This window comes from Stutzerimonas kunmingensis, from assembly GCF_021432085.1.
In the GTDB taxonomy this organism is placed as follows: domain Bacteria; phylum Pseudomonadota; class Gammaproteobacteria; order Pseudomonadales; family Pseudomonadaceae; genus Stutzerimonas.
On sequence record NZ_CP090366.1, the window covers coordinates 3,967,115 to 3,983,343 of the forward strand.

Below are 16,229 nucleotides of genomic sequence, written 5' to 3' on the forward strand. Positions count from 1 at the left end.
AACCGGTTTATGGCAGGAGCGCCACATTTCCAAGCCCCAGTTTTTCATTCAGATCGAACAGGATATTCATATTCTGGATCGCCTGGCCGGATGCGCCTTTCACCAGGTTGTCGATCACGGACAGCACGACCACCAGGTCACCGTCCTGCGGACGATGTACGGCAATGCGGCAAACGTTAGCGCCACGCACGCTACGTGTCTCCGGATGACTGCCGGCCGGCATCACATCGACGAACGGCTCGTTGGCATAACGGCGCTCATAAAGGCGCTGCAGATCCACGGAAGTATCGGCAACGGTGGCGTACAGCGTCGCGTGGATACCACGGATCATCGGAGTCAGGTGCGGAACAAAAGTCAGCCCGACGTCACCTTGCGCAGCTCGGCGCAGACCTTGGCTGATCTCCGGCAGATGCCGGTGCCCTTTGACCGCATACGCCATCATGCTTTCGCCAGCCTCGGTGAACAGGGAACCGATCTTCGCTGCGCGCCCGGCACCGCTGACGCCCGACTTGCAATCCGCAATCAAGCGCGAGGCATCAGCAAGGCCATTTTCAAGCAGCGGTAGAAAGCCCAGCTGGGTAGCGGTCGGGTAACAGCCAGGAACGGCAATCAAGCGTGCCTTTCTGATCTGCTCGCGATTGACTTCAGGCAGTCCGTACACGGCCTCAGCGAGCAGTTCAGGCGCACCGTGAGCCTGCCCGTACCATTTCGCCCACTCTTCGGCATCCTGCAGGCGGAAATCAGCGGACAAATCAATGACTCGGGTTCCGGCTGCCAGCAACTCGCCAGCAAGTGCGTGGGCGACGCCATGAGGGGTCGCGAAGAACACCACGTCGCATCCACCCAATGTTGCTGCGTCCGGAACACTGAAAGCGAGGTCGTCGTAATGGCCTCGCAGATTGGGGTACATGTCGGTGACCTTCACCCCATCCTCAGAGCGGGAGGTGATGACAGCCACTTCGGCCTGCGGATGCTGAGCAAGCAGGCGCAGCAATTCGACGCCCGTATAGCCTGTGCCGCCAACGATACCGACCTTGATCATGACCTGCCCTCAACTGGAAACGTAAAAGCGCGATGATAAAGCTGCTTTGATCGCGGGCCAACCGCCGGGATGACGGGGGCGAACGCAGCCACTACTATCGACGCATTCGCCCCCGCAGGATTCCATAGATGCTCTACCTTTGGCTCAAAGCACTGCACATCATCGCCGTCGTCTGCTGGTTCGCCGGACTTTTCTATCTTCCTCGCTTGTTCGTTTATCACGCGATGAGTGAGGATGAACCCAGTCGAGAGCGCTTCAAGATCATGGAGCGTAAGCTTTACCGCGGCATCATGCTTCCTTCCATGATCGCCACGCTGGTGTTTGGCATATGGATGGTCATTCTGAATCCCGGTTTGTTCGGTACAGGCGGCTGGCTTCACGCCAAGTTGGCGCTGGTCCTTGTATTGGTCGGCTATCACCATGTATGCGGCGCACAACTGAAGCGGTTTGCTCGTGACGAGAACATTCGCGGGCACGTGTTCTATCGCTGGTTCAATGAGGTCCCGGTCCTGTTTCTGCTGGCCATCGTGATCCTTGTCGTCGTCAGGCCCTTCTGAGCTGGCCGACAGCTGATCAGTTGAGTTCGAGAGCATTGTGTTACCTGACTCGGAAACCGGAGCATACGTTGTTGTATCCGCTGTTCCTCACCCCTAATCTGCCGCAACCATCCCTGTGACACGGACGCCACATGCAACAAGCTCAATTCAAAATCGTCTTCACCGGCGAACTTATGCCCGACATGCCGCTCGAGGCGGTAAAGGCAAACCTGGCCGTCCTGTTCAAGACCGACCCAAGCAAGGTCGAGCGATTGTTCAGTGGCCAGGCGGCCGTGATCAAAAGCAAGCTGAGCAGGCAGGAAGCCGACAAGTACATCGGCGCGCTGCACCGCGCTGGTGCCAGGGCATACAAAGAGCCTGAGCACGCCAGCCCCACCCTGAGCCTTGTGCAAACGGATGAAGAACTGGCGGCGGCCCAAGGTGACAAACCACCTGCCGCGCTCATGACATGTCCTAAATGCGGGCACGCGCAAAGCCAGGCCAATGAGTGCAGTACGTGCGGCATCATCATCGAGAAGTATCTGGCGCGTCAGGCGCAGCTTCATGAGAGTGCTGCACCTCAGGGCGCCAGCGCAACGGTGTCACCTTACGCCCCGCCCTCTGCAAACGTCAGCGAAGCAATGCCTCGACATGGCGACCTCAAGCCTTTTTCCGTCACAGGCCGGATTGGCCGTCTGCGTTATCTAGCGTGGTCACTGGTGATCATGGTCGCGGCCACGGGCTTGTTCGGTGTCGCCGCGATCATGATGGCAATCTCCAGCACGATGGGGCTCATCTGCATGGGCTTGATCGGCATCGGCATGCTCGTGGTCAGCGTGCAGATCGGCGTTCAGCGCCTGCATGACTTCGGCTGGTCCGGCTGGCTGATCCTGCTCAATCTGGTCCCGGTGCTGGGCAGCCTGTTTCCCTTCGTCATGCTGCTGATGCCGGGGAGTCGGGAAGTCAATCGCTATGGTTCGCCACCACCGCCCAACAGCCGGTCGGTGAAGATCCTCGCCGCGCTGTGGCTGCTGTTGATCATCTCCGGCCTAGTGGCGGCGCTGACCATCCCCGCGCTGGTGGAAATGCGTCAGGGAGCCGGCTTCTAGCTGCTGAAGCAGCCCCTCAATCGGCTTGTACCGTGCGCCCCCTTGCCCACTCCCGCAGTGCATCGAGGCGCTCGGCCATGACAACCGACAACGGCGATGTTGCACGAATGCAGTCGAGCAGCATCGCTTGATCGACATCCCGTTGCTGGGCCTGGCCGGCATAAACCGCGCTGACCACCACCTGCTCGATCTCGGCGCCGGAGAAACCATCACTCGCCCCGGCCAGTACCATCAGCCCCATATCATCAGGTTGCAGTTCGCGTCGCGTGAGATGGATGCGGAAGATCTCCGCACGCGTCGCGAGATCTGGCAAATCCACGAAGAAGAGTTCGTCGAATCGCCCCTTTCGCAGCAGCTCTGCAGGCAGCCGATCGATGGCGTTTGCCGTAGCCACCATGAATACCGGCGCGGTACGCTCGGCCATCCACGTCAGCAGTGTGCCCAGTACCCGCTGGCTTACGCCGCCATCCATATCGCCGGTCGCCAAACCTTTTTCGATCTCGTCCATCCACAAAACGCAAGGCGCCATCTGTTCCGCGAGGGTCAGCGCTTCACGCAGGTTACGCTCGGTTTCACCGAAATACTTGTTGTACAAGCAGGCGAAATCCAACCGCAGCAACGGCAGCCCCCACAGACCGGCGACCGCCTTAGCGGCGAGGCTCTTGCCGCCACCTTGCACGCCGACCAGCATCACGCCGCGCGGTAGATCATCGCCCTGACCATCCAGAAACGCGCCCTGCCGCTCCGCCAGCCAACGTTTGAAATTGGCCAGACCACCCACCTCCGCGAAGCGGGCCGTCTCGTATTCGAACCCGAGTACCCCATCGAGATCCAGCAGCTGAAACTTGCTGCGATTGAGCTCGGGAATATCCTCCTGGGTGATCGCACCGTCATCACAGATGACATTGCGTGCCAGCGCCCGCGCCTCTGCATGGCTCAGGCCGCGCAGATTCTTCACCACCTGCTGCAACGTGCGATTGTCGGTGCGAACGCGAGCACCGCGATTACGCTCGCTCCAGCGGGTGGCTTCCTCGCGGACGATGGCAAGCAACTCTTCCTCGGCCGGCAGCGAAAGGCTGAAGCGTGCTGCGTAGCGTTGCACTTCAGGCGGCAGCTTGAGCGCATGCGACACCAGCACGAGGGTCGGCGCCACAGGCGCTTCACTCATCGCAATGTCCTTCAGCAGCCGCACCAACTTCGGCTCATCGAGAAACGGATGCAGATCGCAGAAGACGTACAGGCTCGCCCGGGGATCGTGCTTCACCAGTTTCAGCGCCACGTCCGGCGCGCAGCTTTCCTCGCCGCCCTGCAGCTCGCCGCCAAAGGACAGATGGCGCACCCCCTCGGTCGCCGACCACAGGTAGAAGCCCAAGCCTTGGCGCATGGCAAGCCCCGTCAGCGTCTCGAGCACTCTGCGCTCGTCCCAAGACTCAACCAGCACCAGTCGGACTCTCGAATCCAGAACCAAACCCAGATCATGAATATCGTTCTTCACATCACCTCCCTGTACAGCCTCACCACGGCTCATATGCCCTGATACACTGTTTGACCGACGCTCTCCCGGAGAACCGCCATGGATTGTCTGTTTTGCAAGATCGTGGACGGGGAAATTCCCGCACGCAAGCTTTACGAGGACGATCAGGTTATCGCCTTCCACGACATCGCGGCTCAGGCCCCGGTGCACTTTCTGGTGATTCCGAAGGAACATATCGCCACCTTGCACGACCTGAACGATGAGCACGACAAGGCGCTTGCCGGGCATATCCTCTTGACTGCGCAACGCCTGGCCACAGAGCAAGGGTGTCAGGACGGTTTTCGCGTGGTGATGAACTGCAATGACCTAGGCGGGCAGACGGTCAACCATATTCACATGCACGTACTCGGTCAGCGGCAGATGCATTGGCCGCCAGGCTGACAGCCAAGCGCCCAAACTGCAGCCTCATCCACTGCCCGTGGCTCCAACCTGTTCCGGAGGACATATGACCAGCCAACGCCACTACTCCCCAGCTGACCGCTTGCTGATGCAGGCCGATTCGGCCCTGCGCACGCTGTTGCCTTTCAGTGGCCAGCCAGCACGCCCGTCGCCGGCGGTATTGAAGAACGAGGCCGAACTCAGCGAGAGCGAGACCCGCCACGTTGCCGGCCTGATGCGCATCAACCACACCGGCGAAGTCTGCGCTCAGGCGCTGTACCAGGGCCAGGCCCTGACGGCTCGCCTCCCGCAGGTACGTCGGGCGATGGAACAAGCGGCGGATGAGGAAATCGACCATCTGGCCTGGTGTGAACAACGCATCCGCCAGCTGGGCAGCCACACCAGCGTGCTCAATCCGCTTTTCTACGGGCTGTCGTTCGGGATTGGTGCCACGGCCGGTCTGATCAGCGATCGCATCAGCCTGGGCTTCGTCGCTGCTACTGAAGATCAGGTCTGCAAGCACCTGGACGAGCATCTTGGCCAGCTCCCGGCAAGCGACGACAAATCTCGCGCCATTCTCGAGCAGATGCGCGAGGACGAGCAGCAGCACTCCACCGCCGCCATCGAGGCCGGCGGCCTGCGATTTCCAGCCCCGGTCAAATTCGGCATGAGCCTGGTATCCAAGGTCATGACCAAGGCGACTTATCGCATCTGACGTTTGCCACGAAAAAGGGCGCCGAAGCGCCCTTATCAATGACAATGCTGCTGAAGCCTACGCATGACGCGGCATGTTGCGCGCGTAGAAAATTTCCAGCATCTCGTGACGCAACCGCTTCTCGACCTGCTTGCGCTGCTCCGGAGAAAGATTGCTGGTCGCATCGCCAAACAGATAATTCTCCAGCTCGAAGTCCTTGAGCAGCATCTTGGTGTGGAACAGATTTTCCTGGTACACATTCACATCGGTCATCTGATAGACCGAGCGCGTGTCATCAGACAGGTAGTTCTGGATAGAGTTGATCTCGTGATCAATGAAGTGCTTCTTGCCCTCGACATCGCGGGTAAAACCGCGCACGCGATAATCCACGGTGACGATATCCGAATCGAACTGGTGGATCAGATAGTTGAGCGCCTTCAGCGGCGAGATAACGCCGCAGGTTGAAACATCGATATCGACGCGGAACGTGGCAATGCCGTCCACCGGATGTATTTCCGGGTAGGTATGCACGGTGATGTGGCTCTTGTCGAGGTGCGCAAGGATGGTTTCGGGCAGCGGGCCAGGCGACTCCTCGATCTGACTGTCAGTTGGCGTCACCGGTTGTTCGGAGATCAGAATCGTCACGCTGGCGCCCTGCGGCTCGTAATCCTGGCGGGCAATGTTGAGTATGTTGGCACCAATGATGTCTACAACATCGGTCAGAATCTGTGTAAGCCGCTCGGCGTCGTATTCTTCATCGATGTACTGCACATATGCCTGCTGGTCTTCAGACGTCTCGGCATAGCAGATGTCGTAGATGTTGAAGCTCAAGGGCTTGGTCAGATTGTTGAACCCGTGAAGCTTGAGTTTGCTTTTCACCATTGGAAACATTCTCTTGTCGGGGCTCATGCCCGTCGGACACCGAAGCATCTGAGCAGGACGGTAAACACCTCTTCGCGCCGGTGACGGCCGTTATTGCAATGGAATGAATGACACCCGAATCAATCGGGGCTGCGCATGATGCAGAGCGGGAGGCTTTTCGAAAGCGTCACCAGACCCACTCCCATCGATTGAGATAGCCGATAGCGGTCAGTCGAGCTCGACAATCTCGTAAGCATGGCTGATCTCGACGCCGGCACGACCAAGCATGATTGAGGCCGAGCAGTACTTCTCCGCCGAAAGCTCGACCGCGCGCTTGACCTGGGCCTCCTTCAGCGAGCGCCCCTTGACGACGAAACGCAGATGAATCTTGGTAAACACCTTTGGGTCTTCGGCTGCACGGTCGGCCTCAACGAAGACTTCGCAACTATCCACAGCCTGCCGCGACTTTTTCAGGATGCTCACTACATCGAAGTTACTGCAGCCACCCAGGCCAAGTAGCAGCATCTCCATGGGGCGTACGCCAAGGTTACGTCCGCCGTTCTCGGGCGGGCCATCCATCACCACGACATGTCCGCTGCCGGACTCGCCAAGGAACATCGCACCGTCGACCCATTGAATGCGCGCTTTCATCGCCAGCTCCAATAAAAACAGGGCGGCTAGCTTAGCATGGGCCTTTAAATCGACAGCGTCACATACGCGACTAAAGGTGCGTTGACCCACACGTTTCGCCTGTCGCAACTTTGCAACTGCTCCGCCTTGGTCTGTTAAGCTCACGAAAGCTGAATGACAGCCACATATAACAATAATCAGTCTTTATTGAATACTTATCCGGGACCCACAGCATGGTAGCTATCTCTCTTACGCCCAAGATAAAGAATATCGACAAGTTGCTCGCCCATTGCCATAGACGGCGGTACACGGCGAAGAGCACGATCATTTACGCAGGCGACCGTTGCGAGTCGCTTTTTTTCATCGTCAAAGGCTCGGTCACCATTCTTATCGAGGATGACGACGGTCGCGAGATGATCATCGCCTATTTGAATGCAGGCGACTTTTTCGGAGAGATGGGGCTTTTCGAGAAAGAAGGGGCGGAAAAGGAACGCAGCGCCTGGGTCCGCGCAAAGACCGAATGCGAAGTGGCGGAACTAAGCTATGCAAAGTTTCGCGAACTGACCCTGCAGGACCCGGACATTCTCTACGCTCTCGGCAGCCAGATGGCTGAGCGCCTGCGCAATACCACACGCAAGGTCGGCGACCTGGCCTTCCTCGACGTTACCGGCCGCGTGGCTCGCACGTTGCTGGACCTGTGCAAGCAGCCCGACGCCATGACTCATCCGGACGGCATGCAGATCAAGATCACCCGCCAGGAAATTGGCCGTATCGTCGGTTGCTCCCGCGAGATGGTCGGCCGGGTGCTCAAGAGCCTGGAAGCCCAGGGTCTAGTCTATGTCAAAGGCAAGACCATGGTGGTATTCGGCACTCGCTGATCCTTCAGACCGCTACCTGCCAGCGCGCAATGCGCGGGCAGGCGGTCACTCCGGATCGGCAGCGACAGGGGCCGCACGGCCGCGCGAACGATCAGGGTAGAACAGGCGCTGCAGCTCTACGCCAGGTTGCTCGGCGCGCATGAACGCCTCGCCCACCAGGAATGCATACACCTGGTTTATCTCCATCAGCTCGACATCGGCACGATTGAAGATCCCGCTCTCGGTCACCACCAGACGATCCTTTGGAATCCGCGGCAGCAGATCCAGCGTGGTTTCCAGATTGACCTCGAAGGTATGCAGGTTGCGGTTGTTGATGCCCACCAGCGGCGTTTCCAGACGCAGCGCACGTTCGAGTTCGGCAGCGTCGTGCACCTCTACCAGCACGTCCAGCCCCTGCTGCTTGGCCACCGCCGCCAGCTCGTGCATACGCGCATCGTCCAGTGCCGCGACGATCAGCAGAATGCAGTCGGCGCCAAGCGCGCGCGCTTCGATCACCTGATACGGGTCGATCATGAAATCCTTGCGGATAACCGGCAGCGAGCAAGCCGCCCGCGCCTGCTGCAGATATTCATCGGCGCCCTGAAAGAAATCGATGTCGGTCAACACCGACAGGCAAGCAGCGCCCCCGGTCTCGTAGCTGGCGGCAATCTCGGCGGGCAGGAAGGGATCGCGAATGACCCCTTTGCTCGGCGATGCCTTCTTCACCTCAGCGATAACCGCAGGCTCCTTGCTGCGCACCCGGCGCTCAAGCGCGGCCGCGAAGCCACGCACCGGATCGGCAGCTGCGGCACGCTGCTCCAGCTCACCCAGCCCGACCTGGCGACTGCGCTGCGCAACCTCCTCGAACTTGCGGGCGATGATCTTCTCCAGAACGGTCGGCACGCTCACTTTTGATTCTCCTGCTTGAATACCGCGGTGAAGGAAACCAGCTCCTCCAGCTTGTCACGCGCCAACCCGGTGCTGAGGGCATCATGCGCCATCTCGACACCCTGCTTCAGGCTGCTCGCCAGATCGGCTGCGTAAAGCGCAGCGCCAGCGTTGAGCACGATCATGTCGGCAGCCTTCTGCCCGTTTTCGCTCTGCCGACGCCCCAGCGCATCGCGGATCAAGGCCAGCGAGCCCTGAGCGTCCTCTACGTTCAGGCCGATCAAACTCTGGCTCTTGATGCCAAAGTCCTCGGGCTGAATGCTGTATTCACGGATATCACCATCCTTCAGCTCGGCAACATGCGTCGGCGCGGCCAGACTGATCTCGTCCAGCCCATCCTGCGCATGCACCACCAGCACATGCTTGCTGCCAAGACGCGCCAGCACTTCGGCCATCGGCCGGCACAGTGCCTTGCTGAACACGCCAAGCACCTGATGGCAGACGCCGGCCGGGTTGGCCATGGGGCCGAGGATATTGAACAGCGTACGTAGGCCGAGTTCGCGGCGCGGGCCGGCCGCATGCTTCATGGCGCCATGATGGGCCGGGGCGAACATGAAGCCGACGCCGACCGTATCGACACTGCGCGCCACCTGCTCGGGCGTCAGGTCGAGGAAGACCCCGGCCGCCTCGAGCAGATCGGCGCTGCCGCTCTTGCCGGATACTGCGCGGTTACCGTGCTTGGCGACCTTGCCGCCAGCGGCCGCAACGACGAACGAGGCGGCAGTGGACACGTTGAAGATATTCATGCCGTCGCCACCGGTGCCACAGGTGTCGACAAGCTTGTCGGTGTCGAAACGCACCGGGGCAGCAAGCTCACGCATGACCTGCACCGCGCCGACGATCTCGTCGATGGTTTCGCTCTTCATGCGCATGCCCATGAGGAACGCACCGACCTGCGCATCAGTGCATTGACCGGTCATGATCTGACGCATCACCGCCTGCATCTCTTCGGTGGTCAGGTCCAGCTGACCGACGATGCGGTTGAGGGCTTCCTTGATATCCATCAGCGCACGCCTCCGGTCTGCTTCAGAAAATTCGCGAACAGCTCATGGCCCTGTTCGGTGAGGATCGATTCGGGGTGGAACTGCACGCCCTCGATGTTCAGCGTCTTGTGTCGCAAGCCCATGATCTCGTCGACCGAGCCATCGTCCAGCTGGGTCCATGCGGTGATTTCCAGGGATTCGGGCAACGTCTCGCGCTTGACCACCAGCGAGTGGTATCGGGTGACGGTCAGCGGATTATTGAGCCCGGCGAACACACCCTGGTCATGGTGAAACACCGGGCTGGTCTTGCCATGCATGGCCTGCCGAGCACGTACCACATCGCCACCGAAGGCCTGACCGATGCTCTGGTGGCCGAGGCAAACGCCGAGAATGGGCAACTCGCCGGCGAAATGACGAATCAGCTCCAGCGACACACCCGCCTCGTTCGGCGTGCACGGGCCCGGCGAGACGACGATGCGCTCCGGATTCAGCGCTTCGATCTCGGCCACGCTCAGCTCGTCGTTGCGCACCACCTTGACGTCGGCACCAAGCTCGCCGAGGTACTGCACGACGTTGTAGGTAAAGGAATCGTAGTTATCGAGCATCAACAGCATGATCAGTTCTCCTGCTGGTCGCGTTCGGCCAGGGCCACCGCACGGAACATGGCGCGGCGCTTGTTCAGCGTCTCTTCCCATTCGAGCGCCGGCTGCGAGTCGGCGACGATACCGGCACCGGCCTGCACATGCAGCTCGCCATCCTTGATCACCGCGGTACGGATGGCGATGGCGGTATCCATGTTGCCGTTCCAGGCCAGATAGCCGACGGCGCCGCCGTAGACACCACGCTTGACCGGTTCCAGCTCGTCGATGATTTCCATCGCGCGGATCTTCGGTGCCCCGGAGAGCGTGCCGGCCGGCAGGATCGCGCGCAGCGCGTCCATCGCCGTCAATGGCGCCTTGAGCTGACCGGTGACGTTGGAAACGATGTGCATGACATTCGAATAGCGCTCGATGACCATCTTCTCGGTCAGCCGCACCGTGCCGGTCTCGGCGACACGGCCGACATCGTTGCGGCCCAGGTCGATCAGCATCAGGTGTTCGGCGAGCTCCTTGGCATCGCTGAGCAGGTCCTGCTCCAGCGCCAGATCAGCCTCTTCGTTGGCACCGCGCGGGCGCGTGCCGGCGATGGGGCGGACCGTGACCAGACCTTCCTCGACCCGCACCAGCACTTCCGGCGACGACCCCACCACGTGGAAGTCGCCGAAGTTGAAGAAGTACATGTAGGGCGTCGGGTTGAAGCAGCGCAGCGCGCGGTAGAGATCGATCGGCGCAGCCTTGAACGGGATCGACATGCGCTGGGAAATCACCACCTGCATGCAGTCGCCGGCGAGGATGTAGTCCTTGATGCGGTTGACCGCCTGCTCGTAATCCTCGCGGCTGAAGCTGGAACGGAAGGTCGGTTCGGCGCCGTTGCTCTTTTCGAAATCCAGGCCCAGGCGCGGCGTGATCGACTGGCGCAGCTTCGCCCGCAGCGCTTGCAGGCGGGCCTGACCTGCCTCATAGGCTTCCGGCTGCGACGGGTCGACCAGCACGATGCAGTGCAGCTTGCCGGCAAGGTTATCGAACACCACCACGGCGTCGGAAACCATCAGCAGGATATCCGGTGTGCCCAGCGGGTCCGGGTTGGGGCAATTGCCCAGTTTGCGCTCGACATAGCGCACGCTGTCGTAGCCGAAATAGCCGACCAGCCCGCCATTGAAGCGCGGCAGACCTTCGACCGGCGCGACGCGGTAGCGCTGCTGAAAGGATTCGACGAAGGCCAGCGGGTCCTCGACCTCGCAGGCCTCGGTCTCGACGCCATCAGTGGTGACGCTGATGCGGTAGCCCCGCACGCGTAGCACGGTGCGGCATGGCAGGCCGATGATCGAATAGCGGCCCCACTTCTCGCCGCCCTGAACGGATTCGAGCAGATAGGAGTTCGGCGCATCGGCCAGTTTCAGGTACAGCGACAGCGGCGTGTCGAAGTCGGCAAGGGTTTCGAATGACAGGGGGATGCGGTTATGGCCTTCGGCGGCCAAACGCAGGAATTCTTCGCGGGTCATGTCAGCCTCGTGGTCTGAGGAGGGTTCGAACGAACAACGGCAAACGCGCCGGCCTGGCCGGCAGGAAAAGTCAGGCGCGCCAGCGCCAACGGGCCAGGGCCTTGATGACTTTCATCCATTGTCTGCGGGTGAGCACCACGAGCGGATCTCTTCGGGGGGTCAAAAAGAGTCCGGCCACACTAGCGCAGCCCCGGAGCCGAAGCAACCAGCTCGCGCAGGTCGTCGAGCACCAGCGCCGGCTGCTCATCCGCGATGGGCTCGCCGTGGTTGTAGCCGTAGGTAAGGGCGACACAGCGTACTGTCGCGGCCTTGGCAGCCCATACGTCGTTGCGTGAGTCCCCAACGAACAGCGATTCGCCGGGCGCAACGCCCGCCTTGTCCATCACCCAGAACAGCGCCGCCGGATCGGGTTTCTGCTGCGGCAAGGTATCGCCGCCGACCAGCCAATCGAAGTAACCGGCCAACCCCTTTTCCTCCAGCAGTGGTTCGATGAACTGCGCCGGCTTGTTGGTGATGATCGCCAGCTTCACCTCGCGCTCGCGCAGCCAGTCCAGACACTCGCGAACGCCCGGATAGACAGCCGTCAGCTCGTGGCCGCCGGAGTAGGCCTGCATGAACAGCGCCAGCGCCTCGTCGGCCAACTCGTCGCTTACACCTTCATGCCCCAGCTTACCGGCCAATGCGCGACGCACCAGCACGCGCGAGCCATTGCCAACCCAGTCGCGCACCCGCTCGATGCCGGCAGGCTCGCGGCCGAGCAGCATCAACATCTTGTCCACCGCCGCGGCCAGGTCCGGTACCGAATCCATCAGGGTACCGTCGAGATCGAACATCACCAGCCGTGGCAGCGTGCCGTCGAACAGTTGCTCCATGCGGGTCATGGGCGCGCCAGTGCCAGCTCGGCGCGCATCTGGTCGATCACGGCTTTGTAATCCGGCTGGTTGAAGATCGCCGAGCCGGCAACGAAGGTATCGGCGCCCGCCGCAGCGATTTCGCGGATGTTCTTCGGATTCACACCGCCGTCGATCTCCAGGCGAATCTCGCGGCCGCTGGCGTCGATCAGGGCACGCGCCTCGCGCAGCTTGTCCAGCGTGCCGAGGATGAACTTCTGCCCGCCGAAGCCGGGGTTGACGCTCATCAGCAGGACCATGTCGACCTTGTCCATCACGTACTTGAGCACGTCCAGCGGCGTGGCCGGATTGAATACCAGACCGGCCTTGGCGCCGCCGTCCTTGATCAGCTGCAGCGAGCGATCAATGTGCTCGGAGGCTTCCGGGTGGAAGGTGATATAGCTGGCGCCCGCTTCGAGGAAGTCGCCAATCATGCGGTCCACCGGCTTGACCATCAGATGCACGTCGATGGGCGCGGTGACGCCATGCTTGCGCAGCGCGGAGCAGACCATGGGGCCGATGGTCAGGTTGGGTACGTAGTGGTTGTCCATCACATCGAAATGGACGATGTCGGCGCCGGCGGCCAGCACGTTGTCCACTTCCTCACCCAGACGGGCGAAGTTGGCGGAAAGAATCGAAGGGGCGATAGCGAACGGCTGCATGACGACCTCGGGTAGCACGGCGGAATGCCGCGCATTGTACCCGAGGGTCAGGATTGCGGCGCGCCTGACATCCATTGCGGATGCCGGCGAGCCGCTAGGTCGGATCAGGTCAGCTCGTCGAAGCACTCTGCGATGATCGCCAATCCGCGGTCGAGCAGCTCGTCCTCGGCAGTCAGCGGCACCAGCACACGAAGCACGTTGTAGTAGGTGCCGCAGGACAGCAGGATCAGGCCCTTGTCCCGCGCACGGGCGACGATCTGCGAGGTCAGGGCGGCAGCCGGCCGCGCATGATCGCCGTCCTCGAACAGCTCGATTGCGATCATCGCACCCAAACCGCGCACCTCGCCGATCTCCTTGTGCTTGGTCTGGATTGCCTTGAGGCCCGTGGTCAGCCTCTCGGCTACCGCCTTGCAGCGGTCGAGCAGCTTCTCTTCCTCGAAGACTTCCAACACCGCCAGCGCGGCTGCACAGGACAGCGGATTGCCTGCGTAGGTGCCGCCCAGCCCGCCGGGCGCAATGGCATCCATGATCTCGGCTTTGCCGCACACGCCGGCAATCGGGAAACCACCGCCAACAGACTTGGCGAAGGTGGTCAGGTCGGCGACCACACCCATCTGTTCCATGGCGAAGAAGGTGCCGGTACGCCCGGCGCCGGTCTGCACCTCGTCGGCGATCAGCAGGATGCCGTGTTCGTCGCACAGTGCGCGCAGGCGAGCCATGAAATCCTTCGGCGCGACGTTGAAGCCGCCCTCGCCCTGCACCGGCTCGATGATGATCGCCGCGATGTCGCGTGGCTCGGCGTCGTTCTTGAAGATGCGTTCGATGCTGGCGATCGAGTCATCGACGCTGACGCCATGAATGGCGCAGGGATACAGCGCACGGAAGATGCCGCCGGGCATCAGGCCCATGCCGGCCGAGTACGGAGCGACCTTGCCGGTCAGCCCGAGGGTCATCATGGTGCGGCCATGGTAGGCGCCGGTGAAGGCGATCACGCCGGCACGCCCGGTGGCGGCGCGGGCAATCTTCACCGCGTTTTCCACCGCCTCGGAGCCGGTGGTGACCAGCAGGGTTTTCTTGGCGAAATCACCCGGCACCCGCGCGTTGATCTTCTCGCACAGCTCGACGTAGGGCTCGTAGGCCAGCACTTGGAAGCAGGTGTGGGTCAGCTTGTGCAGCTGGTCCTCGACCGCCTTGATGATTTTCGGGTGCAGGTGACCGGTATTCAGCACGGCGATGCCACCGGCGAAATCGATGAACTCGCGGCCTTCGACGTCGACCACGCTGCTGTTCTTCGCGTGATCGGCAAATATCGGATGGATCTGGCCGACGCCACGGGGAACGGCGGCGACACGGCGTTGCATAAGGGATTCGTTGGTCTTGCTCATAAGCTCCTCGGTAGCCGCTCATCGTCGGCGCGGGTCGGAAAGAACGCCAGGAAGCGGGCGCGGCAGCATACGATGATCGACTGCCGCGCCATCCAAAGCGTTCGAATTACAGTAAAACTCCGTGCATTATTTTGCACGCCTGTTTTAGGCCGCTGGCGTCAGATGCCGCCCAGGCACAGGTATTTGATTTCCACGTATTCATCCAGGCCGTACTTCGAGCCTTCACGGCCGAGGCCGGATGCCTTCATGCCGCCGAACGGCGCCACCTCGGTGGAGATCACCCCGGTGTTGATGCCGACCATGCCGTACTCCAATGCCTCGGCGACGCGGAACACCCGGCTCAGGTCGCGGGCGTAGAAATAGGCGGCGAGGCCGAACTCGGTGTCGTTGGCCTGGCGGATCACCTCGTCCTCGTCGCGGAAGCGGAACAGCGGCGCCAGCGGACCGAAGGTTTCCTCGCGCGCCACGACCATCTCGGCGGTGACGCCACCCACCAGCGTCGGCTCGAAGAAGTTGCCGCCCAGCGCATGGGGTTTGCCGCCGGTCAGCAGGGTGGCGCCCTTGTCCAGCGCGTCCTGCAGATGGCGCTGCACCTTGGCCACCGCCGCGGCATCGATCAGCGGACCGGTGGTCACGCCCTCCTCCGCACCGTTGCCGACCTTCAGCCGCGCCACCGCCGCGGAAAGCTTGTCGACGAAGGCTTCGTAGATGCCGTCCTGCACGTAGATACGGTTGGCACAGACGCAAGTCTGCCCGGCGTTGCGGTACTTGGAGATCATCGCGCCCTCGACCGCCGCATCCAGGTCGGCGTCGTCGAAGACGATGAAGGGCGCGTTGCCGCCCAGCTCCAGCGAGAGCTTCTTCAGCGTCGGCGCGCACTGCTGCATCAGCTTGACTCCCACCGCCGTCGAGCCGGTGAACGAGAGCTTGCGCACGATAGGGTTTTCACAGAGTTCGGCACCCACCTCACGGGACGTGGCGGCATCGGCGGTGATCACGCTGAACAGTCCCGCCGGAATGCCCGCACGCTCGGCCAGCGCGGCCAGCGCCAGTGCCGAGAACGGTGTCTGCGGTGCCGGCTTGAGCACCATGGCACAGCCGGCGGCCAGCGCCGGACCGGCCTTGCGGGTGATCATGGCGCTGGGAAAATTCCACGGCGTGATCGCCGCGGTGACGCCGACCGGCTCCTTCTGCACCAGGATGCGCTTGTCGCCGGCGTGGGCAGGAATCACATCGCCGTAGAGGCGCTTGCCCTCCTCGGCGAACCATTCGAGGAAGGATGCGGCGTAGGCTACCTCGCCCCGCGCCTCGGCCAACGGCTTGCCCTGTTCGGCGGTCATGATCCGCGCCAGGTCTTCCTGGTTCTCCAGCATCAGCTCGTACCAGCGCCGCAGGCGCGCCGCGCGCTCCTTCGCGGTCAGCGCGCGCCAGGCCGGTTGGGCTGCCTGCGCGGCTTCGATGGCGCGGCGAGCCTCGTCGCGGCCCATGTTCGGCACGGCGCCGATCAGCTCGCCGGTGGCCGGATTGAAGATCTCGGTGCGCGCGCCACTGTCGGCCTCGCACCACTCACCGTTGAGATAGGCGGTTTGGCGCAACAGATCGGGTTGCCCAAGTTGCAG

At 61.8% G+C, this 16,229-nt stretch carries 16 protein-coding genes and 1 pseudogene; 5 read left to right on the top strand and 12 right to left on the bottom strand.

Translation table 11 applies throughout. The features are described from left to right. Positions 1-7: 7 nt before the first annotated feature. The gene (argC, locus tag LW136_RS18940; RefSeq protein WP_041015127.1) at positions 8-1,042 is read right to left on the bottom strand and encodes an N-acetyl-gamma-glutamyl-phosphate reductase; all 1,035 of its coding nucleotides are present in this window, start codon (positions 1,040-1,042) and stop codon (positions 8-10) included. Positions 1,043-1,170: 128 nt separating this feature from the next. On the opposite strand from argC, the gene hemJ reads away from it, so the two are divergent. Together hemJ and LW136_RS18950 are read left to right on the top strand one after the other, a co-directional pair. Beyond that, complete coding sequence (gene hemJ, locus LW136_RS18945) at positions 1,171-1,599, top strand: protoporphyrinogen oxidase HemJ (protein WP_014821649.1); 429 nt, start codon at positions 1,171-1,173, stop codon at positions 1,597-1,599. Between the two features lie 131 nt (positions 1,600-1,730). Next, the gene (locus LW136_RS18950; RefSeq protein WP_234173571.1) at positions 1,731-2,687 is read left to right on the top strand and encodes a DUF805 domain-containing protein; all 957 of its coding nucleotides are present in this window, start codon (positions 1,731-1,733) and stop codon (positions 2,685-2,687) included. A 16-nt stretch (positions 2,688-2,703) separates the two neighbouring features. Here LW136_RS18950 and LW136_RS18955 read toward each other — a convergent pair whose 3' ends face one another. Beyond that, complete coding sequence (locus tag LW136_RS18955) at positions 2,704-4,182, bottom strand: AAA family ATPase (RefSeq protein ID WP_042924971.1); 1,479 nt, start codon at positions 4,180-4,182, stop codon at positions 2,704-2,706. 78 nt (positions 4,183-4,260) lie between these two features. Between LW136_RS18955 and LW136_RS18960 the strand changes: the two genes are divergently transcribed. Both LW136_RS18960 and coq7 read left to right on the top strand, forming a co-directional pair. Further along, on the top strand, positions 4,261-4,602 hold the full coding sequence (locus LW136_RS18960; protein WP_042924969.1) for a histidine triad nucleotide-binding protein: 342 nt from the start codon (positions 4,261-4,263) through the stop codon (positions 4,600-4,602). 64 nt (positions 4,603-4,666) lie between these two features. Beyond that, positions 4,667-5,314, top strand: coding sequence for a 2-polyprenyl-3-methyl-6-methoxy-1,4-benzoquinone monooxygenase (gene coq7 / locus LW136_RS18965; RefSeq protein ID WP_023445868.1), 648 nt, complete (start codon positions 4,667-4,669; stop codon positions 5,312-5,314). A gap of 57 nt (positions 5,315-5,371) precedes the next feature. On the opposite strand, the gene speD is transcribed toward coq7, so the two are convergent. Next, positions 5,372-6,172, bottom strand: coding sequence for an adenosylmethionine decarboxylase (gene speD / locus LW136_RS18970; protein WP_234175282.1), 801 nt, complete (start codon positions 6,170-6,172; stop codon positions 5,372-5,374). 210 nt (positions 6,173-6,382) lie between these two features. Continuing rightward, positions 6,383-6,805, bottom strand: a complete 423-nt coding sequence (locus LW136_RS18975; protein WP_234173574.1) for an OsmC family protein — start codon at positions 6,803-6,805, stop codon at positions 6,383-6,385. Between the two features lie 212 nt (positions 6,806-7,017). Between LW136_RS18975 and crp the strand changes: the two genes are divergently transcribed. Next, positions 7,018-7,662, top strand: coding sequence for a cAMP-activated global transcriptional regulator CRP (gene crp / locus LW136_RS18980; protein ID WP_234173575.1), 645 nt, complete (start codon positions 7,018-7,020; stop codon positions 7,660-7,662). 45 nt (positions 7,663-7,707) lie between these two features. Here crp and trpC read toward each other — a convergent pair whose 3' ends face one another. The 8 genes and pseudogenes from trpC to gabD all read right to left on the bottom strand — a co-directional run bounded on the left by trpC (position 7,708) and on the right by gabD (position 16,229). Further along, positions 7,708-8,550 (bottom strand): indole-3-glycerol phosphate synthase TrpC, encoded by an 843-nt coding sequence (trpC, locus tag LW136_RS18985; RefSeq protein WP_125876909.1) that lies wholly within the window; start codon positions 8,548-8,550, stop codon positions 7,708-7,710. Continuing rightward, positions 8,547-9,593 carry an anthranilate phosphoribosyltransferase gene (trpD, locus tag LW136_RS18990; protein ID WP_234173577.1) on the bottom strand — a complete coding sequence of 349 codons (1,047 nt, stop codon included), beginning with the start codon at positions 9,591-9,593 and terminating at the stop codon, positions 8,547-8,549. The genes trpC and trpD overlap by 4 nt, the downstream gene beginning before the upstream one ends. Then, positions 9,593-10,186: an aminodeoxychorismate/anthranilate synthase component II gene (locus LW136_RS18995; protein ID WP_014821659.1), complete on the bottom strand. Its 594-nt coding sequence runs from the start codon at positions 10,184-10,186 to the stop codon at positions 9,593-9,595. The genes trpD and LW136_RS18995 overlap by 1 nt, the downstream gene beginning before the upstream one ends. 2 nt (positions 10,187-10,188) lie before the next feature. Then, positions 10,189-11,673 (bottom strand): anthranilate synthase component I, encoded by a 1,485-nt coding sequence (gene trpE / locus LW136_RS19000; RefSeq protein ID WP_226688203.1) that lies wholly within the window; start codon positions 11,671-11,673, stop codon positions 10,189-10,191. A gap of 70 nt (positions 11,674-11,743) precedes the next feature. After that, a pseudogene (locus LW136_RS19005) lies at positions 11,744-12,554 on the bottom strand (phosphoglycolate phosphatase). Then, complete coding sequence (gene rpe, locus LW136_RS19010) at positions 12,551-13,225, bottom strand: ribulose-phosphate 3-epimerase (RefSeq protein ID WP_234173583.1); 675 nt, start codon at positions 13,223-13,225, stop codon at positions 12,551-12,553. Before rpe ends, LW136_RS19005 begins: the two are co-directional and overlap by 4 nt. A 104-nt stretch (positions 13,226-13,329) precedes the next feature. Next, entirely contained in the window at positions 13,330-14,610 is a 1,281-nt protein-coding gene (gene gabT / locus LW136_RS19015) for a 4-aminobutyrate--2-oxoglutarate transaminase (protein WP_234173586.1), read from the bottom strand. A 158-nt stretch (positions 14,611-14,768) separates the two neighbouring features. Continuing rightward, positions 14,769-16,229 (bottom strand): NADP-dependent succinate-semialdehyde dehydrogenase, encoded by a 1,461-nt coding sequence (gene gabD / locus LW136_RS19020; RefSeq protein WP_272878068.1) that lies wholly within the window; start codon positions 16,227-16,229, stop codon positions 14,769-14,771.

What these genes read in the sequence shown, in the direction of transcription:
- argC (WP_041015127.1), bottom strand. Translation starts at nt 1,042, where the DNA reads ATGATCAAGGTCGGTATCGTTGGCGGCACAGGCTATACGGGCGTCGAA.
- hemJ (WP_014821649.1), top strand. Translation starts at nt 1,171, where the DNA reads ATGCTCTACCTTTGGCTCAAAGCACTGCACATCATCGCCGTCGTCTGC.
- LW136_RS18950 (WP_234173571.1), top strand. Translation starts at nt 1,731, where the DNA reads ATGCAACAAGCTCAATTCAAAATCGTCTTCACCGGCGAACTTATGCCC.
- LW136_RS18960 (WP_042924969.1), top strand. Translation starts at nt 4,261, where the DNA reads ATGGATTGTCTGTTTTGCAAGATCGTGGACGGGGAAATTCCCGCACGC.
- coq7 (WP_023445868.1), top strand. Translation starts at nt 4,667, where the DNA reads ATGACCAGCCAACGCCACTACTCCCCAGCTGACCGCTTGCTGATGCAG.
- LW136_RS18975 (WP_234173574.1), bottom strand. Translation starts at nt 6,805, where the DNA reads ATGAAAGCGCGCATTCAATGGGTCGACGGTGCGATGTTCCTTGGCGAG.
- crp (WP_234173575.1), top strand. Translation starts at nt 7,018, where the DNA reads ATGGTAGCTATCTCTCTTACGCCCAAGATAAAGAATATCGACAAGTTG.
- trpD (WP_234173577.1), bottom strand. Translation starts at nt 9,593, where the DNA reads ATGGATATCAAGGAAGCCCTCAACCGCATCGTCGGTCAGCTGGACCTG.
- LW136_RS18995 (WP_014821659.1), bottom strand. Translation starts at nt 10,186, where the DNA reads ATGCTGTTGATGCTCGATAACTACGATTCCTTTACCTACAACGTCGTG.
- trpE (WP_226688203.1), bottom strand. Translation starts at nt 11,673, where the DNA reads ATGACCCGCGAAGAATTCCTGCGTTTGGCCGCCGAAGGCCATAACCGC.
- rpe (WP_234173583.1), bottom strand. Translation starts at nt 13,225, where the DNA reads ATGCAGCCGTTCGCTATCGCCCCTTCGATTCTTTCCGCCAACTTCGCC.
- gabT (WP_234173586.1), bottom strand. Translation starts at nt 14,610, where the DNA reads ATGAGCAAGACCAACGAATCCCTTATGCAACGCCGTGTCGCCGCCGTT.